The following is a 14,372-nucleotide window of genomic DNA, read 5'->3' on the forward strand; positions in this document are numbered from 1 at the left end:
GCGTTCTAAGGGCGTTGAAGCATGATCGTAAGGACATGTGGAGCGCTTAGAAGTGAGAATGCCGGTGTGAGTAGCGAAAGACGGGTGAGAATCCCGTCCACCGATTGACTAAGGTTTCCAGAGGAAGGCTCGTCCGCTCTGGGTTAGTCGGGTCCTAAGCTGAGGCCGACAGGCGTAGGCGATGGATAACAGGTTGATATTCCTGTACCACCTATAATCGTTTTAATCGATGGGGGGACGCAGTAGGATAGGCGAAGCGTGCGATTGGATTGCACGTCTAAGCAGTAAGGCTGAGTATTAGGCAAATCCGGTACTCGTTAAGGCTGAGCTGTGATGGGGAGAAGACATTGTGTCTTCGAGTCGTTGATTTCACACTGCCGAGAAAAGCCTCTAGATAGAAAATAGGTGCCCGTACCGCAAACCGACACAGGTAGTCAAGATGAGAATTCTAAGGTGAGCGAGCGAACTCTCGTTAAGGAACTCGGCAAAATGACCCCGTAACTTCGGGAGAAGGGGTGCTCTTTAGGGTTAACGCCCAGAAGAGCCGCAGTGAATAGGCCCAAGCGACTGTTTATCAAAAACACAGGTCTCTGCTAAACCGTAAGGTGATGTATAGGGGCTGACGCCTGCCCGGTGCTGGAAGGTTAAGAGGAGTGGTTAGCTTCTGCGAAGCTACGAATCGAAGCCCCAGTAAACGGCGGCCGTAACTATAACGGTCCTAAGGTAGCGAAATTCCTTGTCGGGTAAGTTCCGACCCGCACGAAAGGCGTAACGATTTGGGCACTGTCTCAACGAGAGACTCGGTGAAATCATAGTACCTGTGAAGATGCAGGTTACCCGCGACAGGACGGAAAGACCCCGTGGAGCTTTACTGTAGCCTGATATTGAAATTCGGCACAGCTTGTACAGGATAGGTAGGAGCCTTTGAAACGTGAGCGCTAGCTTACGTGGAGGCGCTGGTGGGATACTACCCTAGCTGTGTTGGCTTTCTAACCCGCACCACTTATCGTGGTGGGAGACAGTGTCAGGCGGGCAGTTTGACTGGGGCGGTCGCCTCCTAAAAGGTAACGGAGGCGCTCAAAGGTTCCCTCAGAATGGTTGGAAATCATTCATAGAGTGTAAAGGCATAAGGGAGCTTGACTGCGAGACCTACAAGTCGAGCAGGGTCGAAAGACGGACTTAGTGATCCGGTGGTTCCGCATGGAAGGGCCATCGCTCAACGGATAAAAGCTACCCCGGGGATAACAGGCTTATCTCCCCCAAGAGTTCACATCGACGGGGAGGTTTGGCACCTCGATGTCGGCTCATCGCATCCTGGGGCTGTAGTCGGTCCCAAGGGTTGGGCTGTTCGCCCATTAAAGCGGTACGCGAGCTGGGTTCAGAACGTCGTGAGACAGTTCGGTCCCTATCCGTCGTGGGCGTAGGAAATTTGAGAGGAGCTGTCCTTAGTACGAGAGGACCGGGATGGACATACCTCTGGTGTACCAGTTGTCGTGCCAACGGCATAGCTGGGTAGCTATGTGTGGACGGGATAAGTGCTGAAAGCATCTAAGCATGAAGCCCCCCTCAAGATGAGATTTCCCAACTTCGGTTATAAGATCCCTCAAAGATGATGAGGTTAATAGGTTCGAGGTGGAAGCATGGTGACATGTGGAGCTGACGAATACTAATCGATCGAAGACTTAATCAAAATAAATGTTTTGCGAAGCAAAATCACTTTTACTTACTATCTAGTTTTGAATGTATAAATTACATTCATATGTCTGGTGACTATAGCAAGGAGGTCACACCTGTTCCCATGCCGAACACAGAAGTTAAGCTCCTTAGCGTCGATGGTAGTCGAACTTACGTTCCGCTAGAGTAGAACGTTGCCAGGCAGTTTTAAATCGGAGAATTAGCTCAGCTGGGAGAGCATCTGCCTTACAAGCAGAGGGTCGGCGGTTCGAACCCGTCATTCTCCACCATTTATTCTTACATATTGCCGGCCTAGCTCAATTGGTAGAGCAACTGACTTGTAATCAGTAGGTTGGGGGTTCAAGTCCTCTGGCCGGCACCATGGAAGAGCCATTAGCTCAGTTGGTAGAGCATCTGACTTTTAATCAGAGGGTCAGAGGTTCGAATCCTCTATGGCTCACCATTTGCGGGTGTGGCGGAATTGGCAGACGCACTAGACTTAGGATCTAGCGCCTTACGGCGTGGGGGTTCGACTCCCTTCACCCGCATATGCAGAAGTAGTTCAGCGGTAGAATACAACCTTGCCAAGGTTGGGGTCGCGGGTTCGAATCCCGTCTTCTGCTCCATTTTTATAGTGCCGGGGTGGCGGAACTGGCAGACGCACAGGACTTAAAATCCTGCGGTGAGTGATCACCGTACCGGTTCGATTCCGGTCCTCGGCACCATTTTCAATAAAAACATATGCGCCCGTAGCTCAATTGGATAGAGCGTTTGACTACGGATCAAGAGGTTATGGGTTCGACTCCTATCGGGCGCGTTAATTATACGGGAAGTAGCTCAGCTTGGTAGAGCACTTGGTTTGGGACCAAGGGGTCGCAGGTTCGAATCCTGTCTTCCCGATATACTGTAATTATTATGGGGGCTTAGCTCAGCTGGGAGAGCGCCTGCTTTGCACGCAGGAGGTCAGCGGTTCGATCCCGCTAGTCTCCACCATATTATTTACAAACTATATAAGGCGGTGTAGCTCAGCTGGCTAGAGCGTACGGTTCATACCCGTGAGGTCGGGGGTTCGATCCCCTCCACCGCCACTATTTATTAGTTGTAAAATTATATTTAGGACCTTTAGCTCAGTTGGTTAGAGCTAACGGCTCATAACCGTTCGGTCGCAGGTTCGAGTCCTGCAAGGTCCATATAATTTTGGAGGAATACCCAAGTCCGGCTGAAGGGATCGGTCTTGAAAACCGACAGGGGCTTAACGGCTCGCGGGGGTTCGAATCCCTCTTCCTCCGTTTTACTAATGGTCTCGTAGTGTAGCGGTTAACACGCCTGCCTGTCACGCAGGAGATCGCGGGTTCGATTCCCGTCGAGACCGCCATTTAATTTTATAATTAATAGCGATTTACCTATAATAATGGAGGAATACCCAAGTCCGGCTGAAGGGATCGGTCTTGAAAACCGACAGGGCCTTAACGGGCCGCGGGGGTTCGAATCCCTCTTCCTCCGCCATTATTTTTTATTATCGCGGGATGGAGCAGTTCGGTAGCTCGTCGGGCTCATAACCCGAAGGTCGGTGGTTCAAATCCGCCTCCCGCAATATTTTATAGGTCTCGTAGTGTAGCGGTTAACACGCCTGCCTGTCACGCAGGAGATCGCGGGTTCGATTCCCGTCGAGACCGCCATCATTACATTTTTATTATGGTTCAGTAGCTCAGTTGGTAGAGCAATGGATTGAAGCTCCATGTGTCGGCAGTTCGACTCTGTCCTGAACCATTTCTTAGCCGGCCTAGCTCAATTGGTAGAGCAACTGACTTGTAATCAGTAGGTTGGGGGTTCAAGTCCTCTGGCCGGCACCATTTATGGAGGGGTAGCGAAGTGGCTAAACGCGGCGGACTGTAAATCCGCTCCTTCGGGTTCGGCAGTTCGAATCTGCCCTCCTCCATTTATTATTTTTAATAGGGGCATAGTTCAACGGTAGAATAGAGGTCTCCAAAACCTTTGGTGTGGGTTCGATTCCTACTGCCCCTGCCATGGCGGCTGTGGTGAAGTGGTTAACACATCGGATTGTGGTTCCGACATTCGAGGGTTCGATCCCCTTCAGCCGCCCTTATTATTAATGGGCTATAGCCAAGCGGTAAGGCAACGGACTTTGACTCCGTCACTCGTTGGTTCGAATCCAGCTAGCCCAGTTATTGGCGGCATAGCCAAGTGGTAAGGCAGAGGTCTGCAAAACCTTTATCACCGGTTCAAATCCGGTTGCCGCCTCCAGGTTTATGCGGGAGTAGTTCAACTTTTAGAACACGTTCCTTCCCGGAACGAGGTATAGGTGCAAATCCTATCTTCCGCTCCATAATTTAATAATAATGCGGGAGTATTTCAACTCTTAGAATACATTCCTTCCTGGAATGAGGTATAGGTGTAAATCCTATCTTCCGCTCCATAATTTAATATTTGCGGGAGTAGTTCAACTTTTAGAACACGTTCCTTCCCGGAACGAGGTATAGGTGTAAATCCTATCTTCCGCTCCATAATTGCTTCCAAAGGGAAGTTTTTTGTTTACCATTAAGCCGGTGTGGCGGAATTGGCAGACGCGCGGGACTCAAAATCCCGTTCCACTTGTGGAGTGTCGGTTCGACCCCGACCACCGGTATAATTAACTGTTATTTACATAACATAACGTATTAGAAACCTTGTAAAACAAGGTTTCTTTTTATTTCTCTCTATACAATACAAATAAAAGTGGACTCAAATGGCACACGCTTTAATAGACTCTATGTCAAATTGTAATGATGAGTTCAATATTGGAAGTTAAGCAACTATGCATTGTTTAACTTCTTTTTTTGGTATTACATTAATGATAATGATTATATTATCTGGGGTTATATATTTGTTTCAACTTTTCTAATAATATATTTGTAAAAGTGCTATTTTATTGTGCTTTATACCAAGTCGATTCAATTTATCTATCTTAATAGTAATATGGCTATTTTAATATTTACAATTTATTACATTATTAGTCACAGGATGTAATTAGTAGTATTTTAAGATTAGCATGACATTGATTAGTGAGTAGATTGTTTAAATTTACTTTATTCATTTTGTGGATTGTTATATTTAGATTAAATTAGCCAACTAATCATTGTTAAAGTTAATTTTCTATAATATGATGAGTTTAATGTTCAAATTGGAGGTCGTTTATGAGTAACGCAAATAATGCTGATAATAAACAGTTTTTCAGTAAGATTTTAAATTCTATTGGTGCTGGTGTTGTTATTGCACTTGTTCCGAATGCTCTATTAGGTGAAGTATTAAAAATATTTAAAAGTGGTAATGAAATTTTAGAATTAACGTATCAGTTAGTGATACTAATTCAATCATTTATGGCATTTATTATTGGGGTTTTAGCTGCTCATCAATTTAAATTTAATGGCGCAGGTGCTGCTATAGTAGGTACATCAGCTATGATTGGTTCAGGTGCTGTTGTATATAGTAATAATAGTTTTATGTTAAAAGGTATAGGTGACATTATAAATACGAGTTTGGTTGTTATTATTGCATGTCTTATATATATGGTATTACAAAACAAACTTGGATCTTTTGAATTAATTATATTACCAGTTTTAGTACCTATCGTTAGTGGGGGTATCGGTCTAATCACATTACCTTACATTCGAAAAATTACTCAAGCAATTGGAAATGTAATTCATTCTTTTACAGACTTAAATCCGTTGTTAATGTCTATACTTATTAGTGTGGCATTTTCATTATTAATGGTAACACCAATATCGTTAGTAGCGATTGCAACTGCGATTAGTTTAAACGGACTAGGAAGTGGAGCAGCAAACCTAGGTATAGTGGCTGCCTGTGTTACTTTCTTATTTGGCTCATTGCGTGTCAATTCTATTGGTGTAAATGCAGTTTTACTCATAGGAGCTGCAAAAATGATGATCCCAGTTTACTTGAAAAATTTAATTATTTCGATACCATTGACTATAAATGGAATAATTACTGGAATCATTGCTTACGTTCTTCAGGTTAAAGGAACACCATTGTCTGCTGGATTTGGATATACAGGATTAGTTGGCCCAATAAATGCATTTAACCGAATGTCAGGTGATCCAACAATGAATATTATTTTATTAGCACTTGGTTATTTTGTCATACCATTTGTATCGGCATTTATTGTTCATGAATTGTGTAAAAAATTCATTCCTATATATTCTAATGATATTTATAAATTTGAAGTTCCAAAACAATAATTTATAGCTTGATGACAAGAATAAGTTTTAATATATGATAAATATAGGCGTTACTGTCAATAAGATATTGATAGTAGCGCTTTTTTGATTGATTTTAAAATGTGAGATTTGTTCACGTATAATAGCGGATTTTTTATGTACAGTCTTTTAAAAAGAAGCTTTTCTTTATATTAATAAAAATACATTTATAAAACACTATTGCATCAAAATGTATTAATATGTATAATTATGAATATTGATTAGGGAGGGCTGTATAAATGAAGTGTTTAATTAGGTTTATATTAGTATTAGGGTTGTTAATTAGCAGTGCTATGGTGTATATCAATCCCACAGCACATGCTGAACAAGATCAAACATGGGAGAAGATTAAAGAACGCGGTGAACTTAGAGTGGGTCTTTCTGCAGATTATGCACCAATGGAATTTGAGCATACAGTTAATGGTAAGACTGAGTATGCAGGTGTAGATATTGATTTAGCTAAAAAAATTGCGAAAGATAATAATTTAAAATTAAAAATCGTCAATATGTCATTTGATAGTTTGTTAGGAGCTCTTAAAACTGGAAAAATTGATATTATTATTTCCGGAATGACTTCAACGCCTGAACGTAAGAAGCAAGTTGATTTTTCAGATTCATATATGATGACTAAAAATATCATGCTTGTAAAGAAAGATAAAGTTAATGAATATAAAGATATCAAAGACTTTAATAATAAAAAAGTAGGGGCACAAAAGGGAACTGAACAAGAAAAAATCGCTCAAACCGAAATTGAAAATGCATCTATTACTTCATTAAGCCGTTTACCAGACGTTATATTAGCACTTAAAAGTGGAAAGGTTGAAGGTGCTGTAGTTGAAAAACCTGTAGCAGAAGCATATTTAAAACAAAATCCTAAATTAGGAATTTCCAATGTGAAATTTAATGAAGAAGAAAAAGATACAGTGATAGCAGTGCCAAAAGATTCACCAAAATTATTGTCACAAATTAATAAAACGATTAAAGAGGTTAAAGATAAAGGATTAATCGATAAATATATGACTAATGCTGCAAATGCGATGAATGATGACAGTGGTTTTATTTCTAAGTATGGTAGTTTTTTCTTGAAAGGAATTAAGATTACAATATTAATTTCACTTATCGGTGTTGCATTAGGTTCTATTTTAGGTGCATTCGTTGCGTTAATGAAATTAAGTAAAATAAAAATTATTTCATGGATTGCTTCTATCTATATCGAAATATTAAGAGGAACACCAATGTTAGTTCAAGTATTTATCGTATTCTTTGGTATAACTGCTGCATTAGGACTAGACATTTCAGCTCTTGTTTGTGGAACAATTGCATTAGTTATTAATTCCTCAGCTTACATTGCTGAAATTATTCGTGCAGGTATAAATGCTGTTGATAAAGGCCAAATGGAAGCCGCACGTAGTCTAGGTTTGAATTATAGACAAACGATGAAAAGTGTAATTATGCCACAAGCAATTAAAAATATTTTACCAGCTTTAGGTAATGAATTTGTCACTTTAATTAAAGAATCATCTATTGTGTCAACAATTGGAGTTGGCGAAATTATGTTTAATGCACAAGTGGTTCAAGGTATTTCATTTGACCCATTCACACCATTAATAGTGGCAGCAGCATTATACTTTGTCTTAACATTTGTACTTACACGCATTATGAACATGATTGAAGGGAGATTGAATGCCAGTGATTAAAATAAACAATCTTAATAAAGTTTTTGGAGATAATGAAGTTTTAAAAGATATCAATCTTGAAATCAATCAAGGGGAAGTAGTAGCAATAATAGGTCCATCTGGTAGTGGTAAAAGTACATTGTTAAGATGTATGAATTTATTAGAAGTACCCACTAAAGGTCAAGTGATTTTTGAAGGCAATGACTTAACGGAAAAAGGGACACAAGTAGATAAACTACGTCAAAAAATGGGTATGGTATTTCAAAACTTCAACCTATTTCCACATAAAAAAGTTGTCGATAATATTATTTTAGCTCCTAAATTATTAAAGAAAGATAATAACGATGAATTACATAAGGAAGCATTGTCGTTATTAGATAAAGTGGGATTAAAAGAAAAAGCAGATGTATATCCGAATCAATTATCAGGTGGTCAAAAGCAAAGGGTAGCAATTGCAAGAGCTTTAGCAATGCATCCAGATGTTATTTTATTCGATGAACCAACTTCAGCATTAGATCCTGAGGTAGTTGGTGATGTATTAAAAGTAATGAAAGACCTAGCCAAAGAAGGTATGACCATGGTGGTTGTGACACATGAAATGGGATTTGCCAAAGATGTAAGTGACAAAGTCATATTTATGGCAGATGGCGTTGTCGTAGAGTCAGGCACACCAGTCGAAATATTTGAACAACCGCAACATGAAAGAACACAAAATTTCTTAGCAAGAGTATTATAACAACCTAACGAAGCTTGAATATATGATGCGCACCACAAAGTTATATCATGTATTCAAGCTTTTTATTATTAAAATTATGTGAAATGAAACGTCAATATGAATAATGGTTGTGTTAAAATAACATAGTATTATTTAATGGGGGGCATACGATTGGATACAAAGCAGTTAAAGCAAGATATCATTGACTATGCATATACAATTGGTATCGACAGTATTGGATTTACTACTGCCGATCCCTTTGATGAATTGAAGCAAAAGCTAGAAGCATATCATGCAAATGGTTATGCCTCAGGATTTGAAGAATCTGATATTGCTTTACGAACGGAGCCTAAATTATCCTTACCAACAGCAAGGTCAATCATAGCAATTGCAGTTGGTTATCCTAACAAACTGAAAGGTGCACCTAAGAGTGTTAGAGGTGATCGCAGAGGCTTATTTGCTAGAGCATCGTGGGGTCAAGATTATCATACAATTATGCGTAAACGATTAGACATGTTAGCTTCATTTATTGAATCTAAAGTTCCAGATGTTGAAATAAAATCTATGGTAGATACGGGTGTATTATCAGATAGGGCAGTAGCAGAACGTGCAGGTTTAGGATTTGTTGGTCGTAATGGCTTTGTCATCAATCCTAAACTAGGAACATGGACATACCTCGGTGAAATGTTAGTCAGTATACCTTTTGAACCTGATGATCCATTATTAGATAGCTGTGGTGATTGTACAATTTGTGTTGATCGTTGTCCAACAAGTGCATTAGTTGGAAATGGCCAATTAAATAGTCAGAAATGCATTAGTTTTTTAACGCAAACAAAAGGCTATATGCCTGACCAATATCGTTATAAAATTGGGAATAGATTATATGGTTGCGATACGTGTCAACAAGTTTGTCCGAAAAATAGAGGTATTAATACCGAACAAGATGACATTATTTTGGAACCAGAAATTTTAAAGCCAAGATTAGTACCTTTACTACGTATGTCTAATAAAGAATTCAAACAAACATATGGTCACCTTGCAGGTGCTTGGCGTGGTAAAAAGCCGATACAACGAAATGCTATTTTAGCATTAGCGCATTTTAATGAAGTGGATGCAATTCCAGAATTGAAAAAAGTTGCAACAACAGATGAAAGACCGATGATTCGAGCAACTGCTTATTGGGCCATTGGTCAAATTCTTGGGGAAGAAGCAAGAGATTTTATCAATGCTAATTATGATCAAGAGGATGCAGAAGTTCAGAATGAAATGATAAAAGGATTAGACACAAGGAGAGAATAGTAATATGACAAATCATATCGTTTTATATCAACCAGAAATCCCAGCTAATACTGGTAACATTGCACGTACGTGTGCAGGTACAAACACACATTTACATTTAATTAAACCTCTTGGATTTAGAACTGATGATAAAATGTTAAAAAGAGCCGGTTTAGATTATTGGGAATTTGTGAATATTACGTATCATGATAGTATTGAAGCATTTTTTGAAGCCACAAATGGCGAGTATTACTTATTAACAAAATTTGGTAAAAAGACTTATAGTGATTTTGATTTTTCAAATCATGACAAAGATTTTTACTTCATTTTTGGAAAAGAAACGACAGGATTACCAGACTGGGTGAAAGAGAAATATCAAGACACAGCGTTAAGAATTCCTATGAGTGAACATATTCGTTCATTAAATTTATCAAATACTGCTGCGTTGTTAATTTATGAAGCGTTACGTCAACAAGATTTTCCAGGATTGAATTAAAATTCGTCTATTTTCATTATAAAAAAGAGATGTTAAGTGCTATATTTAAACTATGAACATGTTACAGTTAAATGGTTTGATATAGTCAAAGTTAGGGTATAATAATTATTAATATCGCCGTTTTTATGTAAAATGCAAACTAAGAGGAGTGTAGAAATCATGGCAATGAACTTTAAAGTCTTTGACAATAGTCAACTTGTAGCAGAATATGCTGCTGATATTATTAGAAAGCAATTTAACAATAATCCTACTACAATTGCAGGTTTTCATTTAGATACAGATCAAGCGCCAGTTCTAAATGAATTAAAGAAAAATGTTGAAAAACATGCTGTTGATTTTAGCCAAATAAATATTTTAGATTATGACGATAAAAAATCATATTTCGAAGCGTTAGGTGTACCAGCAGGTCAAGTTTATCCAATTGCTTATGAAAAAGATGCAATCGAATTAATCGCTGATAAGATTAAAACTAAAGAAAATAAAGGGAAATTAACATTACAAGTTGTTTCTATCGATGAGCAAGGTAAGTTAAATGTTAGTATTCGTCAAGGACTAATGGAAGCAAGAGAAATTTTCTTAGTAGTGACAGGTGCTAATAAACGAGATGTAGTTGAAAAATTATATCAAGAAAATGGTAAAACAAGCTTCGAACCAGCCGATTTAAAAGCACATAGAATGGTAAATGTTATTCTTGATAAAGAAGCGGCTGCAGGTTTACCTGAAGATGTTAAAGCTTACTTTACGTCACGCTTTGCTTAATTAAAAATCTGTGAGGTATTGATTATGTCTAAAGACAAAGATCCAAAATTAAATTATCATGAAGAAGAAAACAGTATGGTAACGGATTTTGAAGATTTAAAAGAATTAGGTAAAGAAATGGAACAAATTTCTGATCAAAATGATCAAGAAAAAAATTCTGAAGAAGACAGTCAGTAAAGTATTATAATTGTGTAATATTCAGCTATTTATCATGTAAACAATGTATAGTATAGAACATATATCAAATAGGATTGATTATCTTGAATATGAAGTTAGGTAGCATTTTGTTACCTAGCTTTTTTATTATATTCATAGAAGCTGACTTTCTGCCAGTTTCAGTGTTGGGGCTGTTTCCCCAACTTACATTGTTTGTAGAAATTGAGGATCCAATTTTTCTATGTTGTGGCCCCGCCAACTTGCATGTTATTGTAAGCTGACTTTCCACCAACTTCTGAGTTTGTGGCCCGTTTCCCTAATTTGCAATGTCTGTAGAAATTAGAAATCCGATCTCACTATTTTGGGGCCTCGCCAACTTGCATGTTATTTTAAGCTAACTTTCCGCCAGCTTCTGAGTTTGTGGCCCTTTTCCCCAACTTACATTGTTTGTAGAAATTGAGGATCCAATTTTTCTATGTTGTGGCCCCGCCAACTTGCATGTTATTTTAAGCTGACTTTCCACCAACTTCTGAGTTTGTGGCCCGTTTCCCTAATTTGCAATGTCTGTAGAAATTAGAAATCCGATCTCACTATTTTGGGGCCTCGCCAACTTGCATGTTATTTTAAGCTGACTTTCCACCAGTTTCTGAGTTTGTGGCCCGTTTCGCTAACTTGCAATATCTGTAGAAATTGAGGATCCAATTTTTCTATGTTGTGGCCCCGCCAACTTGCATGTTATTGTAAGCTGACTTTCCACCAGCTTCTATGTTTGTGGACTGCAGTCAACTACTGCCAATATAACTTTGTAAAGCATAAAACATTGATTTGTGTACCAGACATAGTAATATATCAAAAATTCAATTTTAAATATTAAAACACCATTTAAACGGAATTGATAATTAATTACTCCAGACATAATTGAAAGAAGTCATCTATCAGTAATATTTTTAATGAAATCATTAAACCGCGTTTCTTAATATGCCAAGATTATGATATGCTATTGAAGAATGAAATTAGAGGAGATTTATATATTTATGTTAGGAAAATACTGGATTCAATTATTGATAGCAACAGTTATTATAAGTTTAATATCAATTAAAGCTTTTCCATTGGCAATTGGGGCATTATATTTACCTGTTATTTTCAAAGTAATAAAATTACAACTCAATTTATCAAAAGGATTAATCGATGATGTTAATGCGCAAACATTCATTAAAAGTAATCAATCAGGTATTGTAATAAGTGTAATTTGTTGTTTATTAATAACAGGAATATTGTATTATACACTTGATGGGTTTTATGCGAGTTTAACAGGAGTATTAGGTACGCTTGTTGCTCTAAATCCATATACGACAATTGTTAGTGCTGTATTATATATACTTACAGCTATTGCTACGGTTGAAGCTACTAAAACAAAGTATCGTAATTAAACTTAGTTCAACAATAACTAAATAATGATAGATAACACACTAATCGTATGACCGTATCACTGTAATAAAGGGTGAACACGTGAGATTAGTGTATTTTTATTTCAAATTATGAAAACGTTTTAATCATAAATTGCTCAATTAAATTATTTAATGATATACTACAGTTAAATAAACAGTGATAAGGGGAGAAATTGAATGTCAGTAAGAATTGAACATGATACTTTTGGAGAAATAGAAGTACCTGCAGATAAATATTGGGGTGCTCAAACAGAAAGAAGTAAACGTAATTTCCCAGTTGGTAAAGAGCGTATGCCAATCGAAGTAGTTTATGGTTTTGCACAACTAAAGCGTGCAGCAGCATTAGCTAATTTTGATTTAGGAAAATTAAGCGAGGCAAAAAAAGATGCCATTGTATACGCATGTGATCAAATTTTATCAGGTGAATTAGATGAACACTTCCCACTAGTTGTATGGCAAACAGGAAGCGGTACACAAAGTAATATGAATGTGAACGAAGTAGTAAGTTATGTTGCTAATATGTATTTAAAAGATCATCAAAGTGATGAAAGTATCCACCCAAATGATGATGTAAATAAATCACAAAGTTCGAATGATACATTCCCAACTGCTATGCACGTTGCATTATATCAAGAGGTTGAAACAAAATTAGAACCTGCATTAAAACTTTTAAGAAATACTTTGAAAGAAAAAGAAGACAAATTTGATTCAATTATTAAAATTGGTCGTACACATTTACAAGATGCAACGCCGATCAAACTAGGACAAGAGATTAGTGGCTGGCGTTATATGCTTGACCGTTGCGAAATAATGTTATCTGAATCTAAGAAGCACATTTTAAATCTTGCCATCGGTGGTACGGCTGTTGGTACTGGTATTAATGCGCATCCTGAATTTGGTGATAAAGTGGCACATTATATTTCAGAAAATACGGGTTATCCATTTGTATCTTCTGAAAATAAATTCCATGCATTAACAGCACATGATGAAGTAGTACAACTACATGGAACATTGAAGGCGCTAGCAGGAGACTTAATGAAAATTGCTAATGATGTGAGATGGTTGGCTTCAGGGCCACGAGCTGGTTTGGCAGAAATTTCTATCCCTGAAAATGAACCAGGTTCATCAATTATGCCTGGTAAAGTTAATCCTACACAATGTGAAATGTTAACAATGGTTGCAGTCCAAGTAATGGGTAATGATACAGTTGTTGGCTTCGCAAGTTCACAAGGTAACTTTGAATTGAATGTTTATAAACCAGTTATTATGCATAATACACTACAATCAATTTACCTTTTAGCTGACGGTATGGAAACATTTAATAACAATTGTGCAGTGGGCATTGAACCAATCGAAGAGAATATTGATAATTATTTAAATCAATCATTAATGTTAGTTACTGCATTAAATCCACATATTGGTTATGAAAAAGCTGCTCAAATTGCTAAGAAAGCCCATAAAGAAGGTTTAACTTTAAAAGAATCTGCAATTCAAACTGGATATGTTACAGAAGAACAATTTGAAGCATGGATTAAACCAGAAGATATGGTAGATCCTCATTAATTAAATATTAATATAAAATAAAGTTTGGGCATTACAGGTAGATATAGTGTTCAAGCTTTATTTTTTGTCTATGTCAAATTGAACTTATAAGTCCGATTTGATATAGAGCCATGAAAAGGAAAAACTTTTCATGGAGTCCGTTTTATTATAGAACCTATTTTTTATATGATGAATTGTTGTACATGTATTGGCCAAATAACCTGTGATAAAAATCTTATGATGTCATGTATTGTCCATAGATACACGTAACGCAGTTGAAAAAGACTACAAGTCATTATCCAAGGATGTTATAAAATGAATAATTATTAAAATATCAAAATATAAAATCCTAAG

Annotated in this window: 9 protein-coding genes, 26 tRNA genes and 2 rRNA genes; all 37 read left to right on the forward strand. The window is 37.4% G+C overall.

Annotated features, from left to right (window positions below; genetic code table 11):
* Positions 1 to 1,690 (forward strand): 23S ribosomal RNA (locus IDG64_RS12100); the annotation flags it as partial.
* A gap of 72 nt (positions 1,691 to 1,762) precedes the next feature.
* Positions 1,763 to 1,877, forward strand: a 5S ribosomal RNA gene (gene rrf, locus IDG64_RS12105).
* Positions 1,878 to 1,888: 11 nt separating this feature from the next.
* Positions 1,889 to 1,964: transfer RNA gene (locus IDG64_RS12110), tRNA-Val, on the forward strand.
* A gap of 16 nt (positions 1,965 to 1,980) precedes the next feature.
* A tRNA-Thr gene (locus IDG64_RS12115) sits at positions 1,981 to 2,056 on the forward strand.
* A gap of 5 nt (positions 2,057 to 2,061) precedes the next feature.
* A tRNA-Lys gene (locus IDG64_RS12120) sits at positions 2,062 to 2,137 on the forward strand.
* 3 nt (positions 2,138 to 2,140) lie between these two features.
* Positions 2,141 to 2,222, forward strand: a tRNA-Leu gene (locus tag IDG64_RS12125).
* Between the two features lie 3 nt (positions 2,223 to 2,225).
* A tRNA-Gly gene (locus IDG64_RS12130) sits at positions 2,226 to 2,300 on the forward strand.
* Positions 2,301 to 2,310: 10 nt separating this feature from the next.
* Positions 2,311 to 2,399: transfer RNA gene (locus IDG64_RS12135), tRNA-Leu, on the forward strand.
* An 18-nt stretch (positions 2,400 to 2,417) separates the two neighbouring features.
* A tRNA-Arg gene (locus tag IDG64_RS12140) sits at positions 2,418 to 2,491 on the forward strand.
* Positions 2,492 to 2,500: 9 nt separating this feature from the next.
* A tRNA-Pro gene (locus tag IDG64_RS12145) sits at positions 2,501 to 2,574 on the forward strand.
* 17 nt (positions 2,575 to 2,591) lie between these two features.
* A tRNA-Ala gene (locus tag IDG64_RS12150) sits at positions 2,592 to 2,667 on the forward strand.
* A 21-nt stretch (positions 2,668 to 2,688) separates the two neighbouring features.
* Positions 2,689 to 2,762, forward strand: a tRNA-Met gene (locus IDG64_RS12155).
* A 28-nt stretch (positions 2,763 to 2,790) separates the two neighbouring features.
* Positions 2,791 to 2,864: transfer RNA gene (locus IDG64_RS12160), tRNA-Ile, on the forward strand.
* 9 nt (positions 2,865 to 2,873) lie between these two features.
* A tRNA-Ser gene (locus IDG64_RS12165) sits at positions 2,874 to 2,963 on the forward strand.
* A 10-nt stretch (positions 2,964 to 2,973) separates the two neighbouring features.
* Positions 2,974 to 3,049 (forward strand) — tRNA-Asp (locus IDG64_RS12170).
* 38 nt (positions 3,050 to 3,087) lie between these two features.
* Positions 3,088 to 3,180 (forward strand) — tRNA-Ser (locus IDG64_RS12175).
* A gap of 14 nt (positions 3,181 to 3,194) precedes the next feature.
* Positions 3,195 to 3,268 (forward strand) — tRNA-Met (locus IDG64_RS12180).
* Positions 3,269 to 3,277: 9 nt separating this feature from the next.
* A tRNA-Asp gene (locus IDG64_RS12185) sits at positions 3,278 to 3,353 on the forward strand.
* A gap of 18 nt (positions 3,354 to 3,371) precedes the next feature.
* Positions 3,372 to 3,444, forward strand: a tRNA-Phe gene (locus IDG64_RS12190).
* A gap of 7 nt (positions 3,445 to 3,451) precedes the next feature.
* Positions 3,452 to 3,527: transfer RNA gene (locus IDG64_RS12195), tRNA-Thr, on the forward strand.
* Positions 3,528 to 3,532: 5 nt separating this feature from the next.
* Positions 3,533 to 3,613 (forward strand) — tRNA-Tyr (locus IDG64_RS12200).
* A gap of 15 nt (positions 3,614 to 3,628) precedes the next feature.
* Positions 3,629 to 3,702 (forward strand) — tRNA-Trp (locus tag IDG64_RS12205).
* A 2-nt stretch (positions 3,703 to 3,704) separates the two neighbouring features.
* A tRNA-His gene (locus IDG64_RS12210) sits at positions 3,705 to 3,777 on the forward strand.
* A gap of 11 nt (positions 3,778 to 3,788) precedes the next feature.
* Positions 3,789 to 3,860, forward strand: a tRNA-Gln gene (locus IDG64_RS12215).
* A 5-nt stretch (positions 3,861 to 3,865) separates the two neighbouring features.
* A tRNA-Cys gene (locus tag IDG64_RS12220) sits at positions 3,866 to 3,939 on the forward strand.
* A 7-nt stretch (positions 3,940 to 3,946) separates the two neighbouring features.
* Positions 3,947 to 4,021 (forward strand) — tRNA-Gly (locus IDG64_RS12225).
* A 103-nt stretch (positions 4,022 to 4,124) separates the two neighbouring features.
* Positions 4,125 to 4,199: transfer RNA gene (locus IDG64_RS12230), tRNA-Gly, on the forward strand.
* 38 nt (positions 4,200 to 4,237) lie between these two features.
* A tRNA-Leu gene (locus tag IDG64_RS12235) sits at positions 4,238 to 4,321 on the forward strand.
* 547 nt (positions 4,322 to 4,868) lie between these two features.
* The gene (locus IDG64_RS12240; protein ID WP_000063582.1) at positions 4,869 to 5,930 is read left to right on the forward strand and encodes a PTS sugar transporter subunit IIC; all 1,062 of its coding nucleotides are present in this window, start codon (positions 4,869 to 4,871) and stop codon (positions 5,928 to 5,930) included.
* Positions 5,931 to 6,187: 257 nt separating this feature from the next.
* Positions 6,188 to 7,645 carry an ABC transporter substrate-binding protein/permease gene (locus IDG64_RS12245; protein WP_000649907.1) on the forward strand — a complete coding sequence of 486 codons (1,458 nt, stop codon included), beginning with the start codon at positions 6,188 to 6,190 and terminating at the stop codon, positions 7,643 to 7,645.
* Positions 7,638 to 8,360, forward strand: a complete 723-nt coding sequence (locus IDG64_RS12250; protein WP_000590809.1) for an amino acid ABC transporter ATP-binding protein — start codon at positions 7,638 to 7,640, stop codon at positions 8,358 to 8,360. The genes IDG64_RS12245 and IDG64_RS12250 overlap by 8 nt, the downstream gene beginning before the upstream one ends.
* A gap of 150 nt (positions 8,361 to 8,510) precedes the next feature.
* On the forward strand, positions 8,511 to 9,638 hold the full coding sequence (gene queG, locus IDG64_RS12255) for a tRNA epoxyqueuosine(34) reductase QueG (RefSeq protein WP_000379986.1): 1,128 nt from the start codon (positions 8,511 to 8,513) through the stop codon (positions 9,636 to 9,638).
* Positions 9,639 to 9,642: 4 nt separating this feature from the next.
* Positions 9,643 to 10,113, forward strand: coding sequence for a tRNA (uridine(34)/cytosine(34)/5-carboxymethylaminomethyluridine(34)-2'-O)-methyltransferase TrmL (trmL, locus tag IDG64_RS12260; protein WP_000181394.1), 471 nt, complete (start codon positions 9,643 to 9,645; stop codon positions 10,111 to 10,113).
* A gap of 159 nt (positions 10,114 to 10,272) precedes the next feature.
* Positions 10,273 to 10,872: a 6-phosphogluconolactonase gene (locus tag IDG64_RS12265; protein WP_001251231.1), complete on the forward strand. Its 600-nt coding sequence runs from the start codon at positions 10,273 to 10,275 to the stop codon at positions 10,870 to 10,872.
* Positions 10,873 to 10,896: 24 nt separating this feature from the next.
* A complete protein-coding gene (locus IDG64_RS12270) occupies positions 10,897 to 11,049 on the forward strand; it encodes an SAS053 family DNA gyrase inhibitor (protein WP_000031108.1) in 153 nt (50 codons plus the stop codon).
* A gap of 1,013 nt (positions 11,050 to 12,062) precedes the next feature.
* Complete coding sequence (locus tag IDG64_RS12275; protein ID WP_000901023.1) at positions 12,063 to 12,458, forward strand: hypothetical protein; 396 nt, start codon at positions 12,063 to 12,065, stop codon at positions 12,456 to 12,458.
* Between the two features lie 195 nt (positions 12,459 to 12,653).
* Positions 12,654 to 14,039: a class II fumarate hydratase gene (gene fumC / locus IDG64_RS12280; protein ID WP_000116231.1), complete on the forward strand. Its 1,386-nt coding sequence runs from the start codon at positions 12,654 to 12,656 to the stop codon at positions 14,037 to 14,039.
* Positions 14,040 to 14,372: the final 333 nt, after the last annotated feature.

The organism is Staphylococcus sp. EG-SA-15 (assembly GCF_017151895.1).
GTDB classification, from domain to species: domain Bacteria; phylum Bacillota; class Bacilli; order Staphylococcales; family Staphylococcaceae; genus Staphylococcus; species Staphylococcus aureus.